22 protein-coding genes are annotated in these 25,660 nt (G+C 73.0%); 10 read left to right on the plus strand and 12 right to left on the minus strand.

Annotation, left to right across the window (positions count from 1 at the left end; genetic code table 11):
- Window positions 1-40 precede the first annotated feature (40 nt).
- Window positions 41-2,440 (plus strand): SCO7613 C-terminal domain-containing membrane protein, encoded by a 2,400-nt coding sequence (locus tag ETU37_RS23290; protein WP_165372556.1) that lies wholly within the window; start codon window positions 41-43, stop codon window positions 2,438-2,440.
- 102 nt (window positions 2,441-2,542) lie between these two features.
- Here ETU37_RS23290 and ETU37_RS15850 read toward each other — a convergent pair whose 3' ends face one another.
- Window positions 2,543-2,761, minus strand: a complete 219-nt coding sequence (locus ETU37_RS15850) for a BldC family transcriptional regulator (protein WP_129988316.1) — start codon at window positions 2,759-2,761, stop codon at window positions 2,543-2,545.
- Window positions 2,762-3,039: 278 nt separating this feature from the next.
- On the opposite strand from ETU37_RS15850, the gene ETU37_RS15855 reads away from it, so the two are divergent.
- Window positions 3,040-4,152 carry a Glu/Leu/Phe/Val dehydrogenase dimerization domain-containing protein gene (locus tag ETU37_RS15855; protein ID WP_129988317.1) on the plus strand — a complete coding sequence of 371 codons (1,113 nt, stop codon included), beginning with the start codon at window positions 3,040-3,042 and terminating at the stop codon, window positions 4,150-4,152.
- Between the two features lie 204 nt (window positions 4,153-4,356).
- On the opposite strand, the gene ETU37_RS15860 is transcribed toward ETU37_RS15855, so the two are convergent.
- The 4 genes from ETU37_RS15860 to ETU37_RS15875 all read right to left on the minus strand — a co-directional run bounded on the left by ETU37_RS15860 (window position 4,357) and on the right by ETU37_RS15875 (window position 8,915).
- Window positions 4,357-4,554, minus strand: coding sequence for a DUF3073 domain-containing protein (locus tag ETU37_RS15860; protein ID WP_129988318.1), 198 nt, complete (start codon window positions 4,552-4,554; stop codon window positions 4,357-4,359).
- A 233-nt stretch (window positions 4,555-4,787) separates the two neighbouring features.
- Window positions 4,788-5,894, minus strand: coding sequence for a phosphoribosylformylglycinamidine cyclo-ligase (gene purM, locus ETU37_RS15865; protein WP_129988319.1), 1,107 nt, complete (start codon window positions 5,892-5,894; stop codon window positions 4,788-4,790).
- Window positions 5,895-5,933: 39 nt separating this feature from the next.
- Window positions 5,934-7,511 (minus strand): amidophosphoribosyltransferase, encoded by a 1,578-nt coding sequence (purF, locus tag ETU37_RS15870; RefSeq protein WP_129988320.1) that lies wholly within the window; start codon window positions 7,509-7,511, stop codon window positions 5,934-5,936.
- Window positions 7,512-7,565: 54 nt separating this feature from the next.
- The gene (locus ETU37_RS15875) at window positions 7,566-8,915 is read right to left on the minus strand and encodes a dipeptidase (RefSeq protein WP_129988321.1); all 1,350 of its coding nucleotides are present in this window, start codon (window positions 8,913-8,915) and stop codon (window positions 7,566-7,568) included.
- Window positions 8,916-9,022: 107 nt separating this feature from the next.
- On the opposite strand from ETU37_RS15875, the gene ETU37_RS15880 reads away from it, so the two are divergent.
- Window positions 9,023-10,384: a glycoside hydrolase domain-containing protein gene (locus tag ETU37_RS15880; RefSeq protein WP_129988322.1), complete on the plus strand. Its 1,362-nt coding sequence runs from the start codon at window positions 9,023-9,025 to the stop codon at window positions 10,382-10,384.
- Here ETU37_RS15880 and ETU37_RS15885 read toward each other — a convergent pair.
- Window positions 10,317-10,718 carry a sterol carrier family protein gene (locus ETU37_RS15885; RefSeq protein WP_129988323.1) on the minus strand — a complete coding sequence of 134 codons (402 nt, stop codon included), beginning with the start codon at window positions 10,716-10,718 and terminating at the stop codon, window positions 10,317-10,319. The genes ETU37_RS15880 and ETU37_RS15885 overlap by 68 nt on opposite strands.
- A 58-nt stretch (window positions 10,719-10,776) precedes the next feature.
- Between ETU37_RS15885 and ETU37_RS15890 the strand changes: the two genes are divergently transcribed.
- The 4 genes from ETU37_RS15890 (at window position 10,777) to ETU37_RS15905 (ending at window position 16,444) form a co-directional block, all read left to right on the plus strand.
- On the plus strand, window positions 10,777-12,108 hold the full coding sequence (locus tag ETU37_RS15890; protein ID WP_129988324.1) for a glycoside hydrolase domain-containing protein: 1,332 nt from the start codon (window positions 10,777-10,779) through the stop codon (window positions 12,106-12,108).
- A 122-nt stretch (window positions 12,109-12,230) separates the two neighbouring features.
- Complete coding sequence (locus tag ETU37_RS15895; protein WP_129988325.1) at window positions 12,231-13,640, plus strand: glycoside hydrolase domain-containing protein; 1,410 nt, start codon at window positions 12,231-12,233, stop codon at window positions 13,638-13,640.
- 126 nt (window positions 13,641-13,766) lie between these two features.
- The gene (locus ETU37_RS15900; RefSeq protein ID WP_129988326.1) at window positions 13,767-15,014 is read left to right on the plus strand and encodes a S8 family peptidase; all 1,248 of its coding nucleotides are present in this window, start codon (window positions 13,767-13,769) and stop codon (window positions 15,012-15,014) included.
- A 194-nt stretch (window positions 15,015-15,208) separates the two neighbouring features.
- Window positions 15,209-16,444, plus strand: a complete 1,236-nt coding sequence (locus ETU37_RS15905) for a S8 family serine peptidase (RefSeq protein WP_129988327.1) — start codon at window positions 15,209-15,211, stop codon at window positions 16,442-16,444.
- 6 nt (window positions 16,445-16,450) lie between these two features.
- Here ETU37_RS15905 and purL read toward each other — a convergent pair whose 3' ends face one another.
- Window positions 16,451-18,757 carry a phosphoribosylformylglycinamidine synthase subunit PurL gene (gene purL / locus ETU37_RS15910; RefSeq protein ID WP_129988328.1) on the minus strand — a complete coding sequence of 769 codons (2,307 nt, stop codon included), beginning with the start codon at window positions 18,755-18,757 and terminating at the stop codon, window positions 16,451-16,453.
- A gap of 104 nt (window positions 18,758-18,861) precedes the next feature.
- On the opposite strand from purL, the gene ETU37_RS15915 reads away from it, so the two are divergent.
- Window positions 18,862-19,899 carry a PQQ-dependent sugar dehydrogenase gene (locus tag ETU37_RS15915; protein ID WP_129988329.1) on the plus strand — a complete coding sequence of 346 codons (1,038 nt, stop codon included), beginning with the start codon at window positions 18,862-18,864 and terminating at the stop codon, window positions 19,897-19,899.
- A 13-nt stretch (window positions 19,900-19,912) separates the two neighbouring features.
- Window positions 19,913-21,073 carry a heparan-alpha-glucosaminide N-acetyltransferase domain-containing protein gene (locus tag ETU37_RS15920; protein ID WP_129988330.1) on the plus strand — a complete coding sequence of 387 codons (1,161 nt, stop codon included), beginning with the start codon at window positions 19,913-19,915 and terminating at the stop codon, window positions 21,071-21,073.
- On the opposite strand, the gene ETU37_RS15925 is transcribed toward ETU37_RS15920, so the two are convergent.
- From ETU37_RS15925 to ETU37_RS15945, 5 genes are all read right to left on the minus strand, one after another.
- Window positions 21,049-21,402: an MmcQ/YjbR family DNA-binding protein gene (locus ETU37_RS15925; RefSeq protein WP_129988331.1), complete on the minus strand. Its 354-nt coding sequence runs from the start codon at window positions 21,400-21,402 to the stop codon at window positions 21,049-21,051. The genes ETU37_RS15920 and ETU37_RS15925 overlap by 25 nt on opposite strands.
- 7 nt (window positions 21,403-21,409) lie before the next feature.
- Complete coding sequence (gene purQ, locus ETU37_RS15930; RefSeq protein ID WP_129988332.1) at window positions 21,410-22,078, minus strand: phosphoribosylformylglycinamidine synthase subunit PurQ; 669 nt, start codon at window positions 22,076-22,078, stop codon at window positions 21,410-21,412.
- Window positions 22,075-22,338: a phosphoribosylformylglycinamidine synthase subunit PurS gene (gene purS, locus ETU37_RS15935; protein WP_129988333.1), complete on the minus strand. Its 264-nt coding sequence runs from the start codon at window positions 22,336-22,338 to the stop codon at window positions 22,075-22,077. The genes purQ and purS overlap by 4 nt, the downstream gene beginning before the upstream one ends.
- An 84-nt stretch (window positions 22,339-22,422) precedes the next feature.
- Window positions 22,423-24,003: a long-chain-fatty-acid--CoA ligase gene (locus ETU37_RS15940; protein WP_129988334.1), complete on the minus strand. Its 1,581-nt coding sequence runs from the start codon at window positions 24,001-24,003 to the stop codon at window positions 22,423-22,425.
- A gap of 71 nt (window positions 24,004-24,074) precedes the next feature.
- Window positions 24,075-24,977 (minus strand): phosphoribosylaminoimidazolesuccinocarboxamide synthase, encoded by a 903-nt coding sequence (locus tag ETU37_RS15945; protein WP_240755769.1) that lies wholly within the window; start codon window positions 24,975-24,977, stop codon window positions 24,075-24,077.
- Window positions 24,978-25,035: 58 nt separating this feature from the next.
- On the opposite strand from ETU37_RS15945, the gene ETU37_RS23680 reads away from it, so the two are divergent.
- Complete coding sequence (locus ETU37_RS23680) at window positions 25,036-25,653, plus strand: hypothetical protein (RefSeq protein WP_240755770.1); 618 nt, start codon at window positions 25,036-25,038, stop codon at window positions 25,651-25,653.
- The last annotated feature ends 7 nt before the right edge of the window (window positions 25,654-25,660 follow it).

The following is a 25,660-nucleotide window of genomic DNA, read 5'->3' on the forward strand; positions in this document are numbered from 1 at the left end:
TCGGTGCACGCACCGGTCCCGCACGTGGCCTACTGAGGCCATGCCCTCGCCGACCAGGTACGCCGACCCCGAGCGCTGCCCCGACTGCCGCCGGCCGATCACGCCGCGTTCCGTCCGCTGCGACACCTGCGGACTTCCCCTGCTCGGGCCGGTGGCCGCGCGGCTGTTCCAGACGCTCGCGACCGCCGACGACCTGCTCGTCGAGCTGCGCGCCTCGGCCATGCCGGCTCCGGCCGTGGCGGCGCCCGCCCCCGTTCTCGCGCCCACCACCGCCCGGACGTCCCGGGTCCGGGCGACCTCCGTGCCGCAGGTCCTGCTCGCCCTGGGCGCGCTGTGCGTGCTGGTCGCCGCCGTCGTGTTCCTCGCCGTCGCCTGGTCGGTCATGGGCGTGGGCGGTCGCACCGTCACCCTGCTCGTGCTGACGGCGCTGACCGGTGGGCTCGGCTGGTGGCTCGGCCGGCGCGGGCTGCGCGCGGGCGCGGAGTCGCTGGTCGTCGTCTCGCTCGGCCTGCTCGCGCTCGACGTGTTCGGCGCCGAGAACGCCGGCTGGTTCGGCGATCTCGACGTCGAGGTGTTCCTCGTCGTGCTGGGTGGCGCGCTGGCGCTGGCGGGCACCGCCCTCACTCTCGCCGTACGACGGACGGAGGTGGGCGACCTGGTCGGCGCCCAGGTCGTCACCGGGCTGGGTGTCGCGCTCTCGGCGTTCGGCCTGTCCGACGTCGACCAGGGCGCCAGTGACGCCGACCTGCTGGTCACGGTCGTGCTCGTGCTGCTGGCCGCCGAGGGGCTGCGCCGGCTGCTTCTCCCCGTTGCCGCCGTGGTCTCGTTCGTCGTCGCGGGCCTGTCCTGGCTCGTGCTGCTGGCGGTCGGGACCGCGCGGGTCGTCGAGCACGCGACGTTCCGCGAGCTGTGGCTGGGCCAGCACGTGTGGCCGGCGCTCGCCGCGGCGGCGCTGGCGGTGGGAGTCGCGCTGGTGCGCCGGCTCCCGGAGACGGCGCGGGTGGCCGGCGTCGCCGTCGGCGCAGCGGTCACGGTCGGCGTCGTGGTCGCGCCGGCCGTGCTCGGCGAGGGTCCGACGGTGGCGACGATGACCGCGCTGGCGGTGCTGGTGCCGGCCGGTCTGGTCGCGTGGCTCGTGCCGCGGCCGTGGGGCCTTGCTGCCGTGGTCACGCAGGCGTGCGCCGCGGCCGGCGTCGCGCTGACCGGCGCGTGGCTCGCATCGGAGGGACTGCTCCGGCTCCGCGACGTCGTGGACGGCGTGCCGGTCGCCGCCCTCACCGCGCCCGCACCCGCCGCCTGGCTGCTGCCGTTGTGCGCCGCCGCGCTCGTCGGCACCGTCGCCTCGCTCCACCGGCCGGCGGCCGAGCCGCGGGGCTGCGCCGGCGTGATGGCGGCCGCCGTCGTCCTGACCGCTGCGCTGTACGCCCCGTCTGCCTGGCTGCTGGTCGCGCTCGCCCTGACCGCGGGCCTGGGCTTCCTGGCCTGGTGGTTCCTCGGCCGCTCCCTCGTCGAGCTCGGCCTCGCGGCCGGGTTCCTGCTCGCCGGGCTCGCGCTCGCCGAGCCGTCCGAGGTCACGCTCGTCGTCGCCCTCGCGCTCGTGCTGCTCGCGGCGCTCGCGGTGCACCTCGACGACCGGAGCCTCGTCGGGGACGTCGCGGGCGCGGCCGTCGCCGTCACGCTGGCGGCGCTCACCTTTGCGGTCGGTGCCCTCGCCGACGCTCCGGACACGTGGGTCGCGCTCGTCGCGCTCCTGCTCCTGGCCGCTGTCGGCGCGACCGGACGCCCGGGCCTCGAGGTCGGAGCCGCCGCGGCCGCGGCGCCCGCCGCCTTCGCCGGGCTCGCCGTCGCGAGCTCCGAGCAGCTGTCGACGTGGGCCGCGGTCTACCTGACCGTCGCCGGCGCCGCCGTCACCGCCGTGGCGATCGCCCGACCGTCCCGGCGGCTCGCGGCCTGGCCGGGCGGGCTCCTGCTGGCTGCTGCCACGTGGGTCCGGCTGCTCGACCTCGGAGTGCGGGAACCGGAGGCCTACACGCTGCCGAGCGCCCTCGCCCTCCTGGCCGTCGGCCTGTGGCACCTGCGCCGGCGGTCCGACGCCACGACCGTCGCGATGCTCGGCCCGGGGCTGACGCTGGCCCTGGCGCCGTCGCTGATCTGGTCGCTCGCGGACCCGTCCGGACCGCGGGTGCTGCTGCTCGGCCTGGCCGCCCTGGGACTCGTGCTCGTCGGAGCGCGGCTGCGCTGGACCGCCCCGGTCGTCTGGGGCGCGGTCACGGGCGCGCTGCTGGTCGTCCGGCTCGCCGCGCCGTACATCGGCGACGCGGTGCCCCGCTGGGTGCTCATCGGCGCCGCCGGCGCGCTGCTGATCGCGACCGGCGTGACCTGGGAGCGCCGGCTGCACGAGGCCCGCCAGCTGCGCGCCTACGTGCGCGGGCTGCGGTAGCCCACGGGCCCCTCAAAGACTGATGCCCCAAGCATCCATGCAGATGCTTGGGGCACGGCCTTCCCCGTCCTCACCCTCAGGCGAGGACCTCGTCGTCCCGCCTCAGGCCGAGTCGTCTCCTCGACGCTGCTCGGGAACCATCCCGGTGAGCAGCTCGCGCACTTCCGACTCGCGGTAGCGGCGGTGCCCGCCCAGGGTCCTGATGGAGCTGAGCTTCCCTGCCTTGGCCCAGCGGGTGACCGTCTTCGGGTCGACCCGGAACATGGCTGCCACCTCCGCAGGGGTGAGCAGGGGCTCGGACTCCGGTGGCCGCGTGTCCATGCGGGCCTCCCTCATGTTGACCTTCGACAGCCCCCCACGCACAAACGTACGGCCGCCGTCCCTCCAGTTCAGTGTTGCACTCAGCAGCCTAGATCCGGTGGAAATTTACGACAATGGCCTATTTGAGCCACGTTCTACGTCGATTGCAGGATGACAAACACGCCGTCACCAGGCTCTAGGCTTGTCCCGACGGCCGCACCACCCCCGCGCACCCGTCGCCGCACCTGACCTCCAGCCCGCACCACCCCCGCGGGCCCGAAAACGGAAGGGTCACCACCGTGACCGGGAACCACCCCGCAGCACCCGGGCCGCAGGCAGGCGTCTTCGCCACCGCCGCCGGCCACGAGCAGGTCGTCTTCTGCCACGACGAGCCGACCGGCCTCAGCGCGATCATCGCCATCCACTCCACCGCTCTCGGTCCCGCTCTCGGCGGCACCCGCTTCTACCCGTACGCCGCCGAGGCCGACGCCCTCCAGGACGTCCTGAACCTCTCCCGCGGCATGTCCTACAAGGCGGCCCTCGCCGGGCTCGACCTCGGCGGCGGCAAGGCCGTGATCATCGGCGACCCCAAGACGCTCAAGACCGAGGCCCTGCTGCGCGCCTACGGCCGGTTCGTGCAGTCGCTGGGCGGCCGCTACTACACCGCCTGCGACGTCGGCACGTTCAGCGAGGACATGGACCTCGTGGCCCGCGAGTGCGACTTCGTCACCGGCCGCACCGTCGAGCACGGCGGCGCCGGTGACTCCTCCGTGCTGACGGCGTACGGCGTGTTCCAGGGCATGCGCGCCGCGGCAGAGGTGACCTGGGGCGCGCCGACCCTGCACGGCCGCACCGTCGGCATCGCCGGGGTCGGCAAGGTCGGCCACCACCTCGTGCGGCACCTCGTCGACGACGGCGCCACCGTGGTCGTCACCGACGTCGACGGCGGAGCCCTGGCGCGCGTGCAGAAGGAGCTCCCGGTCGTCCGGATCGTCCCCGACACCGACGCGCTGGTCGCCGACGAGCTCGACGTCTACGCCCCCTGCGCCCTCGGCGGCGCGCTCACCGACGACGTCGTCGACGTGCTGTCGGCGCGGATCGTCTGCGGCGCGGCCAACAACCAGCTCGCGCACGAGGGCGTCGAGAAGCAGCTCCAGGACCGCGGCATCCTCTACGCCCCCGACTACCTGGTGAACTCCGGTGGTCTGATCCAGGTCGCCGACGAGCTGGAGGGCTTCTCGTTCGAGCGGGCCAAGGCTCGGGCGACGAAGATCTTCGACACCGCGCACCAGGTCTTCGCGCTCGCCACCGACGAGGGCGTGCCGCCGGCCGTCGCCGCCGACCGGCTCGCCGAGCGCCGGATGCGCGAGGTCGGCCGGCTCCGCGGCGTCTGGCTCCCCGCCACCCGCTGACGCTCGCAACCGCGAGTCGGCGCAACTTGCCCTCTCGGACCCCTCGAGTCGGCGCGTCTTGCCCCTGTCAAGGGCAGGATGCGCCGACTCGACGCACGTGAGAGGGCAAGACGCGCCGGGTCGCGCTCTCCGGCCCGCGCCGAGCAGGGCGAAGCGTCGCGCGCACCTTGCGGCACACGCGGGCGACGTCAGGACGTCAGGCGGTCAGTCTCGCGAGGGTCGCGAGTCGATGTAGTCCGACCACTCGTCGTGGTCGTCGCGCTCGTCGCTCGCCTGGTCGGACGGATTGTCGTCCTCGCCATGCAGCTCCCGTGCCAACGCGCCGAAGTCCGTCTCGTGAGTGCGGTACTTCAGGTCGCGGGCAACCTTGGTCTGCTTGGCCTTCGCACGGCCGCGCCCCATAGGGTCGACCCCCTCGCACAATTGGCCGGAGTCACGCCCATCCTCACCTTCAGCGGCCGAAGAGGGCCACGAAGGCCAGGAGCGGACGCGCGTCCGGTCTGTCCTGATGGTTTCTCGTGGCCATAACGGTACCCGCCCGGGCAACCTTCCCGCACATCCGGCTCGGGAATCTCGCGTGATTTTCGCCGCCCGCGAACGGTCGACGCGTGACGAGACCCGGGGGGCTCTGCCCCTTACCAGCCCGGGTGCTGCCCGACGAGCGTCACCGACCCGCCGGCGGGGGCGTCCGACGAATCGTCGGCCTCGGCCACCTCGCCGCACACCCAGGCGTCGATCCCGTGGCCGTCGAGCACCGCGACCGCACGGTCGGCGTCGTCGGGCGAGGTGAGCGCGACCATGCCGACGCCGCAGTTGAGCGTCTTCTCCAGGGCGGCCTGCTCGACGGAGCCGACCGTGCGGACCAGGTCGAAGACCGGCGGGGGCGTCCAGGTGGTCCGGTCCAGGATGACGACCTTGTCGTCGGGCAGGACCCGCTCCAGGTTGGCCGCGAGCCCGCCCCCGGTGACGTGCGACATCGCGTGCGTGGCGGTCTGACGGGCGAGGTCGAGGCAGGCCTTGGCGTAGATGCGGGTGGGCTCGAGCAGCTCCTCGCCGAGGGTGCGGCCGAGCTCGTCGACGTGCCGGTCGAGCGACCAGGCCGGGCCGACGTTCCCGGACAGCAGGACGTGCCGCACGAGGGAGTAGCCGTTGGAGTGCAGGCCGCTCGCCGCCATCGCGATGACGACGTCGCCGGCCTCGACCCGGCCGGGGCCGAGCAGGTCCGCGGCCTCGACGACGCCGGTGGTGGAGCCGGCGACGTCGTACTCGTCGGGGCCGAGCAGCCCGGGGTGCTCCGCGGTCTCCCCGCCGATCAGCGCGCAGCCGGCGGCGACGCAGGCCTCGGCGATGCCCTGCACGATGGCGGCGATCCGCTCGGGGACGACCCGGCCGGTGGCGATGTAGTCGGTGAGGAACAGCGGCTCGGCGCCGCACACGACCAGGTCGTCGACGAGCATCCCGACGAGGTCGAAGCCGATCGTGTGGTGCACGTCCATGGCCTGCGCGATCGCGACCTTGGTGCCGACGCCGTCGGCGGACGTGGCGAGGAGCGGGTGGTCGTAGCGCTTCAGCGCGGTGGCGTCGAAGAGCCCGGCGAAGCCGCCGATCCCGCCGACCATCTCGGGCCGCTTGGCCTTGTCGATCCACACCTTCATCAGCTCGACGGCCTTGTCACCGGCGTCGATGTCGACGCCCGCCGCCTCGTAGGTCGCGCCCGTCGGCTGCGCAGGCTGGTCGGTCATCGTCGGTCCTCTCGGGTCGTTCGCGCGGCGGTACGGCGGTCAGGGCCGGTCGAGGGCGTCACCGGCGCCGCCGCCCGGGGTGAGCGACAGGCCGCGGGCGTCGTCCATGCCGTCGAGCGGGAGCACCGGGTCGAGCTCGAGGAGGTGCTTGCCGAGCCGCTCGGGGTCGGGCAGCTCGACGGGGTAGACGCCGTCGAAGCAGGCCCGGCACAGCTGCGGCTGGGGGACGTTGGTCGCCTCGATGAGCTGCTCGAGCGAGATGTACGCGAGGGAGTCGGCGCCGATCGAGCGGCCGATCTCGTCAGAGGACAGGCCGTTGGCGATCAGCTCGGCCCGCGTCGGGAAGTCGATGCCGTAGAAGCACGGCCACTTCACCGGCGGGGAGGAGATCCGCACGTGCACCTCGCGGGCGCCGGCCTCGCGGAGCATCCGGACCAGCGCGCGCTGGGTGTTGCCGCGGACGATCGAGTCGTCGACCACGACGAGCCGCTTGCCCTCGATGACGTCGCGCAGCGGGTTGAGCTTCAGCCGGATGCCGAGCTGGCGGATGGTCTGCGACGGCTGGATGAAGGTGCGGCCGACGTAGGAGTTCTTGACCAGCCCGGTGCCGTAGGGGATGCCGCTCTCCTCGGCGTACCCGATCGCCGCCGGGGTGCCCGACTCCGGCACCGGCATCACCAGGTCGGCGTCGGCGGGGAACTCGCGGGCGAGGCGGCGGCCGATCTCGACGCGCACGGAGTGCATGCGCTGGTTGTTCATCAGCGTGTCGGGGCGGGCGAGGTAGACGAACTCGAACAGGCAGTGCTTCGGCTCGGCCTTCGCGAAGTGCCGGCTCCGCAGGCCGTCCTCGTCGACGGCGACCATCTCGCCGGGCTCGACCTCGCGGATGAAGGACGCGCCGACGATGTCGAGCGCGGCGGTCTCGGAGGCGATCACCCAGCCGCGCTCGAGGCGGCCGAGCACGAGCGGCCGGATGCCCTGCGGGTCGCGGGCGGCGTACAGCGTGTGCTCGTCCATCCAGACGAACGAGAAGGCGCCCTTGATCGTCGGGAGCAGCTCGGCGGCGTTCTCCTCGAGGCTCCTGTCGGGGTGCCAGGCGAGCAGGGCGGTGACCAGGCTGGTGTCGTTGGTGGCGGCCGGGACGCTGCGCGCGGAGAGGTCGAGCCCGCCGTTGGCGCCGAGGTCGGCGACCTTCTCGGCGAGCTCGTGGGTGTTGGTCAGGTTGCCGTTGTGGGCCAGCGCGATCGAGCCGGTCTCGGTCGGGCGGAACGTCGGCTGCGCGTTGTGCCAGGTGCTCGCGCCAGTCGTCGAGTAGCGGCAGTGGCCGACCGCGACGTGCCCCTGCAGCGAGGCGAGCGTGGTCTCGTCGAACACCTGCGAGACCAGGCCCATGTCCTTGTAGACGAGGATCTGCCGGCCGTTGCTGACCGCGATGCCCGCGGACTCCTGGCCGCGGTGCTGGAGGGCGTACAGGCCGTAGTAGCTGAGCTTCGCGACGTCCTCGCCCGGCGCCCACACGCCGAAGACGCCGCAGGCGTCCTGGGGTCCGGTGTCGTGGGGGTCGAGCTCGTGGGTCAGGCGGCCGTCTCCGCGGCGTCCACTAGGCACACGAGTCATGGTAAGGGCCGGGCGGCGTGAGACCGAACCGACGCCCAGCCCGCGGCCCTCTGCTCAGCCCTGCGCGAGGTTGTGCAGGAGCAGCGCCTCGGCGACGCAGACCTTCTCGAACTCCGCGAGGTGCAGGCCCTCGTTGGCGCCGTGCGCGCGGGTGTCCGGATCCTCGACACCGGTCACCAGCACGGACGCCTGCGGGAAGGCCTCGCGGAACGCCGCGATGAACGGGATCGACCCGCCGACCCCCATGTCGATCGGCTCCACGCCGCCCCAGGCGTCCTTGAACGCCGCGCGCGCGGCGTCGTACGCCGGACCGGTGGCGTCGATCTGGGTCGGCTCACCGAGCTCACCGGGCGTGAACGTGAGCTGGGCGCCCCACGGCACGTGCGTGCGCAGGTGGTCCTCGACCGCCCGCATCGCCCGCTTGGAGTCGTCGCCCGGGGCGAGCCGGACGGAGAGCTTGGCCTTCACGGACGGGATCAGGGTGTTGCTGGCGTCGGCGGTGCGGGTCACGTCGAGGCCGATCGTGGCGATGGCCGGCTTGGTCCAGATCCGGTCGACGACCGAGCCGGTGCCGATCAGCTCGAGGCCGTCGACCATGCCGGCCTCGGCGCGGACCCGGTCGAGGGGGTACTCGACGTCCGCCGCCTTGCCGTGGACCAGGCCCTCGACGGCGACGTCGCCGTTGTCGTCGTGCAGGGTCGCGAGCAGCCGGACCATCGCGGTGACCGCGTCGGGCACCGCGCCGCCCCACATGCCGGAGTGCACGCCGTGGGTCAGCGTGCGGACCTCGACGAAGCAGTCGACCAGGCCGCGCAGGCTGGTGGTCAGGGCGGGCTCGCCGATGTCCCAGTTGCCGGAGTCGGCGATGACGATGACGTCGGCGGCGAGCAGGTGCTGGTGCTCGGTGAGGAACGCCTCCAGGGTCGGGGACCCGACCTCCTCCTCGCCCTCGACCAGGACGGTGACCCCCACGGGTAGGTCGTCGCCGAACGTCCGGATCGCCGCGAGGTGGGCCGCGATGCCGGCCTTGTCGTCGGCGGCGCCGCGGCCGTAGAGCCGGTCGCCCCGCTCGGTCGGCTCGAACGGCTCGCTGTCCCAGTCGGCCGGGTCGCCGACGGGCTGCACGTCGTGGTGGGCGTAGAGCAGCACGGTCGGCGCGCCCTCGGGAGCGGGCTTGCGCGCCACGACGGCCGGAGCGCCGCCGGCCGCGGTCAGGATCTGCACGTCGTCGAAGCCCTCACCGCGGAACAGCTCGGCCGTGGCCTCCGCCGACCGCCGTACGTCGTCGGCGCGGGCGGGGTCGGCGCTGACCGACGGGATGCGCACGAGCGCCTCCAGGTCGGCGCGGACGGAGGGCATCACCTCGCGCACGCGGGCGCGGATCTGGTCGGGGGACGACGTCATGCGCGTCACCGTAACCGGTCGACCTCGGTAAAAACGCCGCGGGGAGCACGTGGGCCGACCTACCGTTTTGGGGCTCGACCCGTCGCCCACGAGAAACACCACGCGCCATGCACACCTGGCTCCGCCCGCTCCTGCCTGCACTCGTCCTGCTGCTCGCCGTGACCGCCCTGCCGGCTCAGGCCGTCGAGTGGACCCCACGCAGCGCGCCGACCGCACCCGCCGTGCACGCCGACCGCGCGATCGCGCGGAAGGCGACGGCCTCCCGCGCCCGCGCCCCGAAGCGGCCACAGGCCGCGCAGGGCTGGTCCGGCTACGCCTTCGACGCGTGCCGGGCGCCGTCGTCGCGCCAGATGGACCGCTGGCGGGTGAGCTCGCCGTTCCTCGGCGTCGGCATCTACATCGGCGGCCGGCTCCGGGCCTGCCCGCAGAAGCACCTCACCCGGCACTGGGTCAGCCGGCAGACCCGCCGCGGCTGGCGGATGCTGCCGCTGTGGGTGGGGCCGCAGGCCTCCTGCTCGCGGTACGGCGCGCGCATCTCGACCCGCCCGCGGGCCGCCGAGCACCAGGGCGCCCAAGCCGCGCGCGGGGCCCGGGCCGCGGCCCGCCGGCTCGGCCTCCCGGCCGGCACCGTGCTCTGGTACGACCTCGAGTGGTTCCCCACCCACCGCCGGCACTGCACCCGCACCGCGCTGCGCTTCCTCGCGGCGTGGACCCGCACCCTGCACCGGCACGGGTACCGGTCCGGCGTCTACTCCAGCGTCAGCGCGGGCATCAAGGCGCTCGGCCGGGTGCGCGGCGCGCGGCACTACGCGCACCCCGACGCGGTCTGGTTCGCCTGGGCCAACCGCCGGCGCGACTCCTGGCTCGGCCGCGACTGGGTGCGCGCGCCGCGCTGGAAGACCCACCGGCGCGTGCACCAGTTCTCGCTGAACGACCGGGCGTCGTACGGCGGCGTCCGGATCAGCATCGACCGCAACTACGTCGACCTGGGCTCCTCCCCCGCGCTGCGCCGGCTGCCGGCCGCCTGCGGGCGGGTCGCCGACCGCCGGCACTACCGGGACCTGCGTCGCGGCCACCGGGGCGAGCTCGTGCACGTGGCGCGCTGCCTGCTGCACGTGAAGGGCGCCGGCGCCTACGACCGGCGGATGAAGGCGGCCGTCCGGAAGGTCCAGCGGCACGCCCACCTGCCGCGCACCGGCCGGATCGGCACCCGGACCTGGGTCGCCCTGCTCGCCCGCGGTCCGCGCCCGGTGCTCAAGCGCGGCTCCGAGGGGCCGGCGGTCCGCCGCCTGCAGCGCAGCCTCACCGCGGCGCTGCCCGGGTCGGTCGCGGTGCACGGCCACTTCGGGCCGGCGACGTCGGCGGCCGTGCAGCGCTACCAGCGCCGTACCGGCCTGAACGTCACCGCGGTGGCGGGACCTCGGACGTGGCGGAACCTCTCCCACGGCCGACCGGGACGTAGGCACTGAGGTCGCTGCGCTCGCCGCTCGCGACGATCCGCCCGGCCCCGACCGCGTCCGCCCAGGACAGGTCGCCGAGCGCCAGCCCGATCCAGGTCTCCGCGTCCGTCTCGACCACGGCCGGCGGCGTGCCGCGCGTGTGCCGGGTGCCGGGGATCGCCTGCGCCGCGGCGTACGGCGGCACCCGGATCTCGACCGCGCCGCCGGGCGCCTCGGCGACCAGCAGCGCGAGCGTGTGCTTCGTGAGCAGGCGCAGGTCCGCAGGTTCGCGTCCGCCGGCGCGGAACCGCGCGGTGGCGGCGGCCGCCTCGGCGGGGTCGGCCGGACGGAGACGGACGGGCACGGGTCCAGGCTAGGGTGACGGCTCCACCAGCCCACCAGCACCTCTCGGGGGAGACACCGTGCGCCGACTCACCACCACCCTGACCGCCCTCGCCGTCGCGCTCGCCGGCACCGTCGCCACGGGCTCGCTGCTGCGGCCCGCGGACGCTGCGGCGAAGGCGTCGCCCGACAACTTCGCCGGCTACGCCTTCGACACCTGGACCGCGCCGGCCCAGGCGACGATGGACGCCTGGTGGCTGAGCTCGCCGTACACCGGGGTCGGCATCTACACCTCCGGCGTCAACCGGTTCGACGAGGTGCAGCCCGAGCTCACCCCGACCTGGGTCGCGACGCAGGCGTCGCGCGGCTGGAAGCTGCTGCCGATCCACGTCGGGCTGCAGGCCTCGTGCGGCCACCCCGAGCGCGACTGGCAGCGGATCGACCCCAACCCGGCCGACGGCTACGCCACCGCCCGGGCGCAGGGCGTCGCGGAGGCCGACCAGGCCGTCGCCTCGGCCTCCGGCCTGGGGATCGGCTCGGGCAGCACGCTCTGGTACGACCTCGAGGCGTTCAACACCGACGACGCCGCCTGCCGCGACTCGGCGCTGGCGCTCGTCACCGGCTGGACCGAGCGGCTGCACCAGCTCGGCTACAAGAGCGGCTTCTACTCCAGCGCCGCGTCCGGCATCGCGATGCTCGACAAGGCCCGCGTCGACACCACCGACCCGTGGGTCCTGCCCGACCAGATCTGGATCGCGCACTACGTCAGCCGCACCGACTGCAAGCTGCAGTGGGGCACGACGTCCTCGGAGTACGTCGCCGCCGACGCGTGGCCGGGCAACCGCCTCCGGCAGTTCTGCGGCACCCACACCGAGACGTACGGCGGCGTCCCGGTGAGCATCGACAGCAACTACCTCGACTTCGGCAAGGGCGCGCAGCCGATCGGCAGCGGCCGCAAGTGCGGCACGACGATCGACCTGCGCCGCTACCCGGCGCTGCACCGCGGAGACCGTGGCGAGAAGGTCAAGGCGCTGCAGTGCTTCCTGCGGAAGGCGAACGCCTACCACGGCCGGGTGCACGGGAAGTTCCACCCGGGCACCGTCAAGGCGGTCAAGCGCTTCCAGAAGCGCTCCGACACCCTGGCCGTGAGCGGCAAGGCGACCAAGAAGACCTGGATCGCGCTGCTCGCCAAGGGCTCCGACCCGGTGCTGAAGTACGGCTCGCGCGCCGGCTCGGTCCGCCGCCTCCAGCGTGCGCTGAACGCCGCCGAGGGCTCACGGATCGACGTGACCGGCTACTTCGACCGGACGACCCAGCGCGAGGTGACGTCCTACCAGCGCGGCCGGGGCCTCCCGGGCACCGGCGTGCTCTCCGTCGAGACCTGGGACGCGCTCCAGCGGGGCCGCCGCTGACCGCAAATCCTTGTGAATGACACCGCTGTAATTCACTGATTTGTTGTGGAATCGGCGTAACGGTTGAGGATTTTGTGACTAGAGTGACTCCGCCGCACTCGTAGACCTCCCGGGGAGCCTCCATGGCCAGCCAGCCGACCACGTCGACACGCCTGACCGGAGGGGTCGTGGCCGCCGCCGTCCTGGTGCTCCTCGCCGGCCTGCTCGGGACCGTGCCCGCGACCGCGGCGCCGGGTGCCCCCGCCCCGGCCGGTGCGGCAGTGCAGGCCGCGAAGGCCGCGCGCACCGGCAACCCGGCCACGCCGGGCAGCTTCACCGGCTACGGCTTCGACCAGTGCGTCGCGCCCACCCAGTCCGCGATGAATGCGTGGCTCACCTCGTCGCCGTTCTGGGCCGTCGGCATCTACATCTCCGGCGACTCCCGCGCCTGCCGCGACCAACCCAACCTCACCCCGACCTGGGTCAGCACCCAGCTCGCCAACGGCTGGCGCCTCCTCCCGATCACGCTGGGGCCGCAGGCGTCGTGCACCACGCGCGACCGCTACCAGAAGCAGGTCCGGATCGACCCCAAGCCCGCCGGGGGGTACGCCGCCGCGCTGGCCCAGGGCCGCGCCGAGGCCGACAAGGCCGTCGCCACCGCCACCGCGCTGGGCATCGTGCCCGGCAGCACGCTCTTCTACGACCTCGAGGGCGACTTCTCCGCCAGCAACACCGACTGCCGCGAGTCCGCCCTGACCTTCGTGTCGGGCTGGGTCACGCGGCTGCACGAGCTCGGCTACCTCGCCGGCTACTACTCCAGCGCGGGCACCGGCATCAAGATGCTCGACGACGCCGCGGTGCTCCGCCCCGGCACGTTCGCGATGCCCGACCACCTCTGGGTGGCGCGCTGGAGCGGCACCCCCAACAGGATCAACGAGTCGCGCACGACGTACCTGCGTGACACGAGCTGGTCGAACCACCAGCGCGTCCACCAGTACCGCGGCGGTCACAACGAGACCCACGGCGGCGTCACGATCAACATCGACTCCAACTGGCTCGACCTCGGCACCGGCTCGGTGGCGCGCACCGCCAAGACGTTCTGCGGCGGTGTCCCCGTCGACTACCCCGTCTACTCCGCGCTGCGCGTCGGCGCCACCGGCGACCAGGTCCGCGCCGCGCAGTGCCTGCTGCGGCAGAAGAAGAAGTACGCCGGCGAGATCACCGGCACCTACGACGCCGCCACCGCGGCCGCCACGTCGGCGTACCGCACCAAGATCGGCCTCCCCGCGCGCGGCTCGATGTCGAAGGCGGTGTGGACCTCGATCCTGGCCCGCGGCAACCACCCGCTGATGAAGTACGGCGCCACCGGGCACGCCGTGCGCCGGCTGCAGCGCGCCCTCAACGCCGCCGACCGGGCCGGCCTCGCCGTCAGCGGCGTGTACGAGGCGACCACGACCGCCGCCGTCCGGAGGTACCAGGCCGACAACCGGCTGCCGAGCACCGGCGTCGTCACCGACGCGATGTGGGCCGAGCTGCGCAAGGGCAACCGCTAGCCCGGGCTGATCGCCCGGCGAAAACGGAACGTGCGCGTGCCGTGACCCGGCGGTGGGTGGCTCGTTGGGCCCCTCCGTCAGGTCGCCCGGCCTCCGGGCGGCTCCGTCTCGGAAGCAAGGACGTCCATGCGCAGGAACCTCCTGTTCACAGCAGCAGCAACCTCCACCGCCGTCGTGGGCTCGATCCTCGGATCGGGGCTCGCCGCGGCCGCGCCCGCCGTACCACTCGCCTCGGGCGACACCGCCCCCTACATCGTGGTCCTGGCCGACGGCGCCGACGCGCGCTCGGTCGCGGCCGCGCAGGCGGACCGGCTCGGCCTCGATGTCGGGCACGTGTACACCTCGGCGCTCGAGGGCTACAGCGCCACGATGACGCCGGCCGCGGCCACCGCTCTGCGCGCGCTGCCCACCGTGCAGTCGGTGCAGAAGGACACGAAGGTCAGCGCGACGGCCCAGACGACGCCGACCGGCGTCAACCGCGCCGACGCGGACCTGTCGCCGACCGCCAGGATCAACGGCGTCGACGAGCGCGTGGACGTGGACGTCGCGGTCATCGACACCGGCGCCGACCTCGACCACCCCGACCTGAACATCTACCGCGCCGGCGCGAAGAACTGCTCGACGCTGGCGCTCTCGCCCGAGGACGGCCACGGCCACGGCACCCACGTGTCCGGAACGATCGGCGCGCTGGACAACGGCACCGGCGTCGTCGGCGTCGCGCCGGGTGCGCGGATCTGGCCGGTGAAGGTGCTCTCCGACCTGGGCACCGGCCTCAACTCCGACGTCATCTGCGGCATCGACTACGTCGCCGCCCACGCCAACGAGATCGAGGTCGCCAACATGAGCCTCGGCGGCGCCGGCTCCGACGACGGCAACTGCGGCCGCACGGACGACGACGCCATGCACGAGGCGATCTGCGCCGCGACCGACGCCGGTGTCACGTTCGTCGTCGCCGCGGGCAACGACAGCGCCGACGCGGCCGAGTCCACCCCGGCGGCGTACGACGAGGTCATCACGGTCAGCGCCCTCGCCGACTTCAACGGCCTCCCGGGTGGCGGCGCACCCTCGACGTGCCGCGCGGACGAGGACGACACGTTCGCGTCGTTCTCCAACTACGGCACGGACGTCGACCTCATCGCGCCGGGCGTGTGCATCAACAGCACCTGGCTGAACGGCGGCTACAACACCATCTCCGGGACGTCGATGGCCAGCCCGCACGTGGCCGGCGGCGCCGCGCTCTACGCCGCGACCCACCCGACCGCGACGCCCGACCAGATCAAGGCCGCGCTCCAGGCCGCCGGCACGACCGACTGGTCGAACGCCGACGACCCGGACGGCATCAAGGAGAAGCTGCTGAACGTCAGCACCTTCTGACCCCAACCCCGATTCGTCCGCAACCGCTCCGCGTGAGACGGACGCAGTTTCGCGGACGAATCGGGGTGGTTCAGGTCTCTGCACTGCACAAACACGCACAAAACGATCCGTTGACGGTCATAACGGTCCGGATCTTGCATGAGCCTCTCGGGTCCGCCGCCGGCGGACCGCTCTCTCCAGTGAGGTCCTCCCGCATGCGCAGACTCACCATGACCGCCATCGCGGTCGCTGGCCTGGCGATCGGCTCCACCACGAGCCTGAGCGCCGTCGCGGCACCGCCCACCGGCGGTGTCGACCGGGTGTCGGGCTACATCGTCGTCCTCCGGGACGGCGTCGCCCCTGCTCGCGCCGCCGACGCCCAGGCCGACCGGTACGGCGCCGACGTCACCCACCTCTACCGCAACGCCCTCTCCGGCTACTCGGCCCGGATGACGGCCGGCGCCGCGAAGGACCTGGCCCGGGACGACCGCGTCGCCTACGTCCAGCGCGACGGCGTCGTGCACGCCACCGCGCAGACGCTCCCGACCGGGATCAACCGCGCCGACGCCGAGCTCAGCCCGGCCGCCCGGGTCGACGGGGCCGACGAGCGGGTGGACGTCGACGTCGCCGTCATCGACACCGGCGTCGACCTCGACCACCCGGACCTCAACGTCTACACCGCGGGCGCCAAGAACTGCTCGACCGGCAAGTCCGCCGAGGACGGCAACGGCCACGGCAGCCACGTCGCCGGCACGATCGGCGCGCTGGACGACGCCAACGGCGTGGTCGGCATGGCCCCGGGTGCGCGCATCTGGCCGGTGCGGGTGCTCAACGCCCAGGGCAGCGGGACGTTCTCGGCGATCATCTGCGGCATCGACTACGTCACCGCGCACGCCGACGAGATCGAGATCGCCAACATGAGCCTCGGCGGCGCGGGCAGCGACGACCGCAGCTGCGGCGCCACCAACGGCGACGCCATGCACGCGGCGATCTGCCGCTCCGTCGCGGCGGGCGTCACCTACGTCGTGGCGGCGGGCAACGAGAGCGACGACGCGGCCAACCACGTGCCCGCGGCGTACGACGAGGTCATCACGGTCAGCGCGCTCGCCGACTTCAACGGCACGCCGGGTGGCGGCGCCGCGTCGACCTGCCGCGCGGACCAGGACGACACGTTCGCGGCGTTCTCCAACTACGGCGCCGACGTCGACCTCATCGCCCCCGGCGTCTGCATCCTCTCGACCTGGAAGGGTGCGGCGTACAACACGATCTCCGGTACGTCGATGGCCAGCCCGCACGTGGCCGGCGGTGCCGCGCTCTACGCCGCGACGCACCCGACGGCGTCGCCCGACCAGGTGAAGGCCGCGCTCCAGGCCGCCGGCACCACCGACTGGTCGAACGCCGACGACCCGGACGGCGTCAAGGAGACGCTGCTGAACGTGTCGACGTTCTGATCAGAGTCAGGCGAAGGCCGCGGGGAGTGTGGCGGACCAGGTGGCGCGCAGCTCGCCGAGCGTGACGCTGAACTGGTCCTGGACGTCGAGCACGGCGTCGTCGCCCTCCCCGTCGGTCACGCCGATCCGCGCGTGGGCGAAGCCGCGGGCGGTGCACATGTCGGTGAAGCGCACCTCCTCCGACCGCGGTACGGCGACGATCGCGCGACCGGCCGACTCGCTGAACAGCGCGACGAAGGGCTCGAGGTCGTCGGGCAGCCAGACCCGCGCGCCGATGCCCTGCTTGCGGGCGCCGAGCAGGCACGCCTCGACGAGCGCCTGGGCGAGGCCGCCGTCGGAGACGTCGTGGGCGGCGTCGATCAGCCCGTCGCGCGAGGCGTTGACGAGGATGTCGCCGAGCGCCTTCTCCGCGGCCAGGTCGACCCGCGGCGGGAGTCCGCCGAGGTGGCCGTGCACGACGTGTGCCCACTCCGAGCCGGAGAGCTCCTCGCGGGTCGCGCCGAGCAGGTAGATCTGCTGGCCCGGCGCGACGAAGCCCGCCGGGGTGCGGCGGGTGACGTCGTCGATCACGCCGAGCACCGCGACGACCGGGGTCGGCAGGATCGCGGTCTCGCCGGTCTGGTTGTAGAGGCTGACGTTGCCGCCGGTGACCGGGATGCCGAGCGCCTGGCAGCCGTCGGCGAGCCCGCGGGCGGCCTCGGCGAACTGCCACATCACCGCTGGGTCCTCGGGCGAGCCGAAGTTGAGGCAGTCGCTGACCGCGAGCGGCCGCGCGCCGGTGGTGGCGACGTTGCGGAACGACTCCGCGAGCGCGAGCTGCGCGCCTGTGTAGGGGTCGAGCCGCGCGAACCGGCCGTTGCAGTCGGTCGACACCGCGACGCCGAGGTTGGACGACTCGTCGACGCGCACCATGCCGGAGTCCTCCGGCTGGGCGAGGACGGTGTTGCCCTGGACGTAGCGGTCGTACTGGTCGGTGATCCAGGACTTGTCGCAGAGGTTCGGGCTGCCGACGAGCTGCAGCAGTGTGGCCTTGAGCTCGTCGCCGGTCTTCGGCCGGTCGAGCGTCTCGGCGACGTCGGCCTGGAGGGTGTCCTGCTCGTCGGGGCGGGCGAAGGGACGCTGGTACGTCGGGCCGTCGTGGGCGACCGAGCGGGGCGGCACGTCGACGACGGTCTGGCCGTGCCACTCGATGGTGAGCCGTCCCGAGTCGTTGACCTCGCCGACGACGGTGGCGTCGACGTCCCACTTCTCGCAGATCGCCAGGAACCGCTCGACGTTGGCGGGCTCGACGACCGCCATCATCCGCTCCTGCGACTCGCTCATCAGGATCTCCTCGGGCGCGAGTGAGGAGTCGCGCAGCGGGACCCGGTCGAGCCAGACGTGCATGCCGCCGTCGCCGGCGCTGGCCAGCTCGGACGTCGCGCAGGAGAGCCCGGCGCCGCCGAGGTCCTGGATGCCGACGACGAGGTCCTCGGCGAAGATCTCGAGCGTGCACTCGATCAGGAGCTTCTCCATGAACGGGTCGCCGACCTGGACGCTGGGCCGCTTGGCGGGGCCGGTCTCGTCGAACGTCTCGGAGGCCAGCACCGAGACGCCGCCGATGCCGTCACCGCCGGTGCGGGCGCCGTACAGGATCACCTGGTTGCCGGCACCTGACGCCTTGGCGAGGTGCAGCTGCTCGTGGCGCATCACGCCGACGCAGAGGGCGTTGACCAGCGGGTTGCCGGCGTAGGTCGGGTCGAAGACCGCCTCGCCGCCGATGTTGGGCAGGCCGAGGCAGTTGCCGTAGCCGCCGACGCCGGCGACGATCCCGGGCAGCACCCGGTGGGTGTCGGGGGCGTCGAGCGGGCCGAAGCGCAGCGGGTCCATCACCGCGACCGGGCGGGCGCCCATCGCGAGGATGTCGCGGACGATGCCGCCGACGCCGGTGGCCGCGCCCTGGTAGGGCTCGACGTACGACGGGTGGTTGTGCGACTCGACCTTGAAGGTGACGGCGTACCCGTCGCCGATGTCCACGACGCCGGCGTTCTCGCCGATGCCGACCATCAGGTGGGCGCGCATCTCGTCGGTCATCTTCTCGCCGAACTGGCGGAGGTGGACCTTCGAGGACTTGTAGGAGCAGTGCTCGCTCCACATCACGGAGTACATCGCCAGCTCGGAGCTGGTCGGCCGGCGGCCGAGGATCTCGCGGATCTCGGCGTACTCGTCCGACTTGAGCCCGAGGTCGGCCCAGGGCTGCTCGCGGTCGGGGTTGCTGGTGGCGACATCGACGGTGTCGAGGTGGGACTGCGTGGGCTGGGCGGTGTCGGTCACCGGACTCGTGGCTCCCGTGGAGAAGAGGGCGGGCAGCGGCGCGGCTCAATCTACCGGGTGGGCGAGTCCTTGAACCCCGTCGCCCGGTACGTGAGGCTGTCGCCATGGCGCACCTCGATCGACGCACCCTCCTCAAGGCCGGCGCCGTGGGCGCCGGCGGCCTCGTCGCGGGCCCCCTGCTGCCGGGCACGGCCACGGCGGCCCCCACGGCCCGGGGCGTGGTCGCCTCCGGGCTCAGCATCCCGTGGGGGCTCGCGTTCCTGCCCAACGGCAACGCGGTGCTGGCCGAGCGCGAGGGCACGATCTGGAAGGTCTCGCGCAACGGCGGCAAGAAGGCCGTCGGCGACGTCAAGCGGGTCGTGGCGTCCGGCGAGGGCGGCCTGCTCGGCCTGGAGCTGCACCCGGACTTCGCGAGCAACCGGTGGCTCTACGCCTACATCACCACCGGGTCCGACAACCGCGTCGTGCGGATGCAGTACGCCGGCGGCGCGCTGAGCAACCAGCGCACGATCATCGCCGGGATCCCGAAGGCCTCCAACCACAACGGCGGCCGGCTGCGGTTCGGGCCCGACGGGCTGCTCTACGTCTCGACCGGCGACGCGGGCGACACCAGCAACGCCCAGAGCAAGCGGTCCCTCGGCGGCAAGATCCTGCGGATCACCGACACGGGCGGAACGCCGTCCGGGAACCCGTTCGGCTCGAGCCCGATCTGGACGCTCGGCCACCGCAACGTGCAGGGCCTGTCCTTCGACGCGCGCGGGCGGCTCTTCGCCACCGAGTTCGGCCAGTCCACCCGCGACGAGCTCAACCGGATCGTCCGCGGCGGCAACTACGGCTGGCCCGTCGTCGAGGGCGGCGACGGCAGCGGCAAGTTCCGCGACCCGATCACCACGTGGCAGCCGACCTCGACGTGCTCGCCGTCCGGCCTCGCGGTCGTCGGCAACCACGGCTGGGTCGGCGCGCTCGCCGGGCAGGCGCTCTTCCGGGTCACGCTGACCGGTGCGAACAAGGGCCGGAAGCGGCGCTTCTTCCTCGGCGACTTCGGCCGGATCCGCACCGTCGAGCCGGCGCCGGACGGCTCCCTGTGGATCACCACCTCCAACGGCTCGGGCGACCGGGTCATCCGGGTCAAGCTCGGCTGAGCGGCGCCACCCGGTGCCGCTGATCGCCCCCGGCCGCGTCGTCGGCATCGACGTCGCGCGCTACCTCGCCCTCGTCGGGATGATCGCGACGCACGCGCTCGTCTCCACCACGCCCGACGGCGGCGCCACCCTCGTCCAGCAGATCGCCGGTGGGCGCGCCTCGGCGCTGTTCGCCGTGCTCGCCGGGGTCAGCACCGCGCTGATGTCCGGCGGCCGCACGCCGCTGACCGGCCGGGCGCGCGCCGGCGCGGCGGCGGGGCTCGCCGTCCGGGCCGTGATCGTGTTCGCGATCGGGCTGTTCCTCGGCTCCCTCGACACCACGATCGCGGTGATCCTGAGCTACTACGGCGTGCTGTTCCTGCTCGGCACCCTCTTCCTCGGCCTCCGCGCCCGCGGGCTCGCGCTGCTCGCCCTCGTCTGGGCGGTGGCGGCGCCGCTCGTGTCGCACGCCGTACGCCCGGAGCTGCCGCCGACGACGTACGACTCCCCCGCCCTCGCCGGGCTGATCGACCACCCGGGCGGGCTGCTCGCCGAGCTGGTCCTCACCGGCTACTACCCGGCCTTCACCTGGCTGGCCTACCTGCTCGCCGGCATGGCCGTCGGCCGCACCGACCTCCGCCGCCTCGGTACGGCGACCCGCCTGGTGGCGATCGGCGCAGTCGCCGCGCTGGGGGCGCGGCTGCTCTCGGACTGGCTGGTGGACGACCCGGGCGGGCTGCGCGCGCTGCGCCGGACCCTCGACGAGGTGCCGCACCAGCCCGGCGGGCTGCGCGACAGCCTGGAGCACGGTCTCTACGGCAGCACCCCGACCGGCAACGGGTGGTGGCTGGTGACCAGTGCGCCGCACACGGCCACCCCGTTCGACCTGGTGCACACGGCGGGGTCGGCGCTGGTCGTGATCGGGCTGTGCCTGCTGGTCACCCGGGTCGCGGCGTCGGCGTGGGCCGTGCTGTGCGGTGCGGGCGCGATGACGCTGAGCCTCTACACGTTGCACGTGATCCTGCGGACGCCGACGTTCTGGCCCGACGACGACGTCGAGACGTTCTGGCTGCACGTGGCGGTCGTGACGGTGATCGGCGCCGGCTTCCGGCTCGCGGGCCGGTCGGGGCCGCTGGAGAAGGCGATCGCGGTGGTCGCGGGGCGGGTGCGTCAGTCGGTCGCGGCGTCGAGGTAGGCGCGCGCGACCGACTTCGGCACGCACATCGCCCAGGCCTCGGTGACCAGCTCGGTCATCTCGTCGACGTCGAGCGCGGCGAGCCGCGCGACCATCCACCGGTAGCGCAGGTCGGACGGCCGCGGCAGCAGGAACTTCTCCGGCTCGGCCTCGACCGCGGCCTCGCGCAGCTCGCGCGGGAACGCGAAGCCGATCATCGACTCGTCCATCGCGAACGACAGGAAGACGAGCTGGCCGACCCGGAACTTCTCGCGGTCGCGGACGAAGGCCTGCGTCGCGCGCGGCAGGGACAGAGCCAGGTCGCGGACCTGCTGCGCGTCGACCGGCACGGCGGACCTAGCCCACGAGCGACCGCAGCACTGAGGTGAAGAAGCCGAGCCCGTCGGTGCCGGGGCCGGTGAGGTCCTCGACGGCGTGCTCGGGGTGCGGCATCAGGCCGACGACGTTGCCGCGTTCGTTGGTGATGCCGGCGATGTCGCGGAGCGAGCCGTTGGGGTTGACGTCGAGGTAGCGCGCGACGACCCGGCCCTCGCCCTCGAGCCGGTCGAGGGTGTCCTCGTCGGCGACGTACGACCCCTCGCCGTTCTTGAGCACGACGGTGACCTCGGCGTCCGCGTCGTACGCCGACGTCCAGGCGGTCCGGTTGTTCTCGATGCGCAGGCGCTGGTCGCGACAGACGAACTTCTGGTGGTCGTTGCGGATCAGCGCGCCGGGCAGGAGGTGCGACTCGCAGAGGATCTGGAAACCGTTGCAGATACCGAGCACGGGCAGCCCGGTCCCGGCGGCCGCGACCACCTCGGTCATCACCGGGCTGAACCGGGAGATCGCGCCGCAGCGCAGGTAGTCGCCGTAGGAGAAGCCGCCTGGGAGAACGACCGCGTCCACCCCGCGCAGGTCGTGGTCGCCGTGCCACAGCGGCACGGGCTCACCGCCGGCGACGGTCACGGCCCGGCGGGCGTCGACGTCGTCGAGCGAGCCGGGGAAGGTGACGACGCCGACCTTCACGCGGGGGACCCCTCGTGCTCCTCGACGTGCACGGCGAAGTCCTCGATCACCGGGTTGGAGAGCAGCTTCTCGGCGATGGCGTGCACCTCGGCGAGACGGGCCGAGGTCAGCTCGCCCTCGAGCTCGAGCTCGAACCTCTTGCCCTGGCGGACCCCGCTCACCCCCTCGAAGCCGAGCCGGGGCAGCGCGCCGTGCACGGCCTTGCCCTGGGGGTCGAGGATCTCCGGCTTGAGCATGACGTCGACGACGACACGGGCCACGGGGGCACTCCTGGTTCGGGGGGCGGGATCGACGGAGGTGAGTCTACGGCGGCGGGCGGCCCGCGCCCGCCGGGTGGTCGCGGGTCAGACCAGCTCGCGCTTGAGGATCTTGCCGGTGGCGGTCATCGGCAGCGAGGCGACGATGGCGACCTCGCGGGGGTACTTGTACGCCGCCATCTCCTCCTTGCCCCACGCGACGAGCTCCTCGGCCGTCGTCGTGGCGCCCGGGTTGAGGATCACGAACGCCTTGACCTCCTCGCCGTGCGACTCGTGGGGCACGCCGACCACGGCCGCGAGGGAGACGTCGGGGTGCGTCATCAGCACCTCCTCGACCTCGCGCGGGTACACGTTGTAGCCGCCGCGGATGATCATGTCCTTGGACCGGTCGACGATGTAGTACCAGCCGTCCTCGTCGCGGCGGCCGAGGTCGCCGGAGCGGAACCAGCCGTCCTGGATCGCCTGGTCGGTGGCGTCGGGCCGGCCGTAGTAGCCCTTCATGATGTTGTGGCCCTTGATCGCGATCTCGCCGACCGCGTCGGGCGTCCAGTCGATCTCGTCCCAGCTCTCGGGCCGGATCAGCTTTATCTCGACGCCGGGGATCGGCACGCCGATCGACCCCACCCGGACGGGCTGGCCGTTCGGGGAGAACGACGCGACCGGCGACGTCTCCGACAGGCCGTAGCCCTCGAGGATGGTGACGCCGAACTTCTTCTCGAAGTCCTTGTGCACCTCGACCGGCAGGGCCGAGCCGCCCGCGGCGGCGACGCGCAGGTTGCGGGCGAGCCGGTCGACGTCAACCGACCCCTCGTCGGCCTCGGCGAGCGCGCCGAGCAGTCCCCAGTACATCGTCGGGACGCCCGCGAAGAAGGTGACCTCCTCCTTGCCCATCAGTGCCAGCGCCGGCCCGGCCTCGAACCGCGGCAGCATCACCACGGTGCCGCCGAAGGCGAACGCGCCGTTCTGGATGACGGTCTGGCCGAAGGAGTGGAACAGCGGCAGCACGCAGAGGTAGGTGTCGGGCTTCTCGGCGTCGGCCCCGAAGAGCACGTCTCCCGCGAGCGCGTTGTCGCGCATGTTGCGGTGCCGCAGCTCTGCGCCCTTGGGCTGGCCGGTGGTGCCGGACGTGTAGAGGATGACCGCGGTGTCGTCGTCATCGGTGTCGACGGTGTCGAACGTCGGCGGCTGCTGGGCCATCGCGCGGCCCATCGTCTCGGCGCCCTCGATCGGCGACTCGGCCGCCGGGTCGGCGGTGATCACGAAGAAGTGCTCGCACGTGTCGGTCTGGTCGAAGCCGGCCTTGCCCTCGGCACCGATCGGCAGCTCGGCCGTGCCCTGGAAGCAGAAGTAGGCCTTCGCGTCGGAGTCGGCCAGGTGGTAGGCGACCTCGCGGCCCTTGAGCAGCACGTTGAGCGGCACCACGGTCGCGCCGGCCTTGAGGATGCCGAAGTAGACGATCGTGAAGTACGGCAGGTTGGGGCAGCTCAGCGCGACCTTGTCGCCGGGCTGGATCCCGCGCGAGACCAGGAGGTTGGCGACCTGGTTCGCCGCGCCGTTCACCTGCGCGTAGGTGAGCCGGGTGTCGCCGGCCTGGCCCGGGAACACGATCGCCACCCGGTCGGGGTAGCGGGTGGCGGAGTCTTCGAGGAGCGCGGCGAGGTTCGACATGCGGTCAACCTACTCACCGGCCGTGACGCGCGTCACCCGCTGCCCCGGCTGGGCTCGACCACCCGAACAGGTCAGAACGTCCGGCCGGTGAGCAGCTCGTAGGCCTCGACGTAGCGCGAGCGGGTGCGCTCGACCACCTCGTCCGGCAGCGGCGGCGGCTTCTCGCCCGACGCCTTGTCCCAGCCGCTCGCGTCGGAGAGCAGCCAGTTGCGCACGATCTGCTTGTCGTAAGACGGCTGCTGCCGGCCCGGCTGCCACTCGTCGGCCGGCCAGAACCGCGACGAGTCCGGCGTCAGCACCTCGTCGCCGAGCACCATCGTGCCGTCGTCGCGGGCGCCGAGCTCGAGCTTGGTGTCGGCCAGGATGATGCCGCGCTCGCGGGCGATCGCCTCGGCCCGGCCGTAGACGGCGAGGGTCAGCGCGCGCAGCCGCTCCGCGACCTCGGCACCCACCTCGCCGACCACGGCGTCGTACGACACGTTCTCGTCGTGGTCGCCGAGCGCGGCCTTCGTCGCCGGGGTGAAGATCGGCTCCGGCAGCCGGCTGCCGTCCTCGAGACCGGCCGGCAGCGGGATGCCGCAGACCTCGCCGGTCGCGGCGTAGTCGAGCAGCCCGGACCCGGTGAGGTAGCCGCGGGCCACGCACTCGACCGGGTACATCGCCAACGGCTCGCAGATCACCGCGCGGCCCGCGACGTCGTCGGGGACCTCGGTCGACACGACGTGGTGCGGCACGAGGTCGGCGAGCTGCTCGAACCACCACAGCGACATCTGCGTGAGCACCGCGCCCTTGTCGGGGATCGTGCTCTCCAGCACGAAGTCGAACGCGCTGATCCGGTCGCTCGCGACCATCAGCAGGTTGCCGGCGTACGGCCCCGAGGTGAGCCGGTACAGGTCGCGCACCTTGCCGGAGTGGACGTGCTCGGCGCCGTCTATCGACGGCGCGGGCGGGATGCCGAGATCGAGGTTCGTCACTCCAGTGAGTCTAAGGACCCGGAGCGGAGACGCGAGGGCACCGTGCGAGGGTGGACGCATGCCGCTCTCACCGGAGGAGATCTACGCCAAAGTCGTCGAGCAGGTCGGTCCGGAAGGCCGGCTCCCGATGCCGCCGGTGACGGAGTGGGACATCTTCCCGTGGGAACCCGTGGATGGCACCTGGCTGCCCAAGGTGGTTCGGCCGCCGCTGGAGGCCGAGCCGCCGCGCTGGGGCGAGGGCGACAAGCCGTGCCAGTGCGAGCGGACCGACGAGCCGCCGCACGCGATCTGGCGCAACGACCGATGGGTCGTGACGTCGCGCGACGAGCCGACCGGCATGCCGCTCATCCTGCTCCTGCACTCTCGCGAGCACATGGATCTCGCCGACCTCGACGACGACATGGCCGCGGAGTACGGACGCATCCAGGTCTGGCTGCACCGGATCATGGCCAACCTGCCGCACATCGGCCGCGTCCACGTGAACCGCTGGGGCGACGGCGGCAGCCACCTCCACGTCTGGTTCATCGCCCGCTACGCCCGCTTCCCGCACATCCTCGGTTCGTTCGCGGTCGAGTGGGACGAGATGCTGCCGCCCCCGCCGGGAGATGTCTGGCGCGCCGACCTGAAGTACGTCGCCGACCGGATGGCCAACCACGACGGGGTGAGCCTGATCTGACCGAGCA

This window comes from Nocardioides iriomotensis, assembly GCF_004168035.1.
Taxonomy (GTDB): domain Bacteria; phylum Actinomycetota; class Actinomycetes; order Propionibacteriales; family Nocardioidaceae; genus Nocardioides_B; species Nocardioides_B iriomotensis.

What these genes read in the sequence shown, in the direction of transcription:
- ETU37_RS15905 (WP_129988327.1), top strand. Translation starts at nt 15,209, where the DNA reads ATGCGCAGACTCACCATGACCGCCATCGCGGTCGCTGGCCTGGCGATC.
- ETU37_RS15900 (WP_129988326.1), top strand. Translation starts at nt 13,767, where the DNA reads ATGCGCAGGAACCTCCTGTTCACAGCAGCAGCAACCTCCACCGCCGTC.
- ETU37_RS15940 (WP_129988334.1), bottom strand. Translation starts at nt 24,003, where the DNA reads ATGTCGAACCTCGCCGCGCTCCTCGAAGACTCCGCCACCCGCTACCCC.
- ETU37_RS15860 (WP_129988318.1), bottom strand. Translation starts at nt 4,554, where the DNA reads ATGGGGCGCGGCCGTGCGAAGGCCAAGCAGACCAAGGTTGCCCGCGAC.
- ETU37_RS23290 (WP_165372556.1), top strand. Translation starts at nt 41, where the DNA reads ATGCCCTCGCCGACCAGGTACGCCGACCCCGAGCGCTGCCCCGACTGC.
- ETU37_RS15850 (WP_129988316.1), bottom strand. Translation starts at nt 2,761, where the DNA reads ATGGACACGCGGCCACCGGAGTCCGAGCCCCTGCTCACCCCTGCGGAG.
- purF (WP_129988320.1), bottom strand. Translation starts at nt 7,511, where the DNA reads ATGACTCGTGTGCCTAGTGGACGCCGCGGAGACGGCCGCCTGACCCAC.
- ETU37_RS23680 (WP_240755770.1), top strand. Translation starts at nt 25,036, where the DNA reads ATGCCGCTCTCACCGGAGGAGATCTACGCCAAAGTCGTCGAGCAGGTC.
- ETU37_RS15880 (WP_129988322.1), top strand. Translation starts at nt 9,023, where the DNA reads ATGCACACCTGGCTCCGCCCGCTCCTGCCTGCACTCGTCCTGCTGCTC.
- ETU37_RS15915 (WP_129988329.1), top strand. Translation starts at nt 18,862, where the DNA reads ATGGCGCACCTCGATCGACGCACCCTCCTCAAGGCCGGCGCCGTGGGC.
- purM (WP_129988319.1), bottom strand. Translation starts at nt 5,894, where the DNA reads ATGACCGACCAGCCTGCGCAGCCGACGGGCGCGACCTACGAGGCGGCG.
- ETU37_RS15875 (WP_129988321.1), bottom strand. Translation starts at nt 8,915, where the DNA reads ATGACGTCGTCCCCCGACCAGATCCGCGCCCGCGTGCGCGAGGTGATG.
- ETU37_RS15895 (WP_129988325.1), top strand. Translation starts at nt 12,231, where the DNA reads ATGGCCAGCCAGCCGACCACGTCGACACGCCTGACCGGAGGGGTCGTG.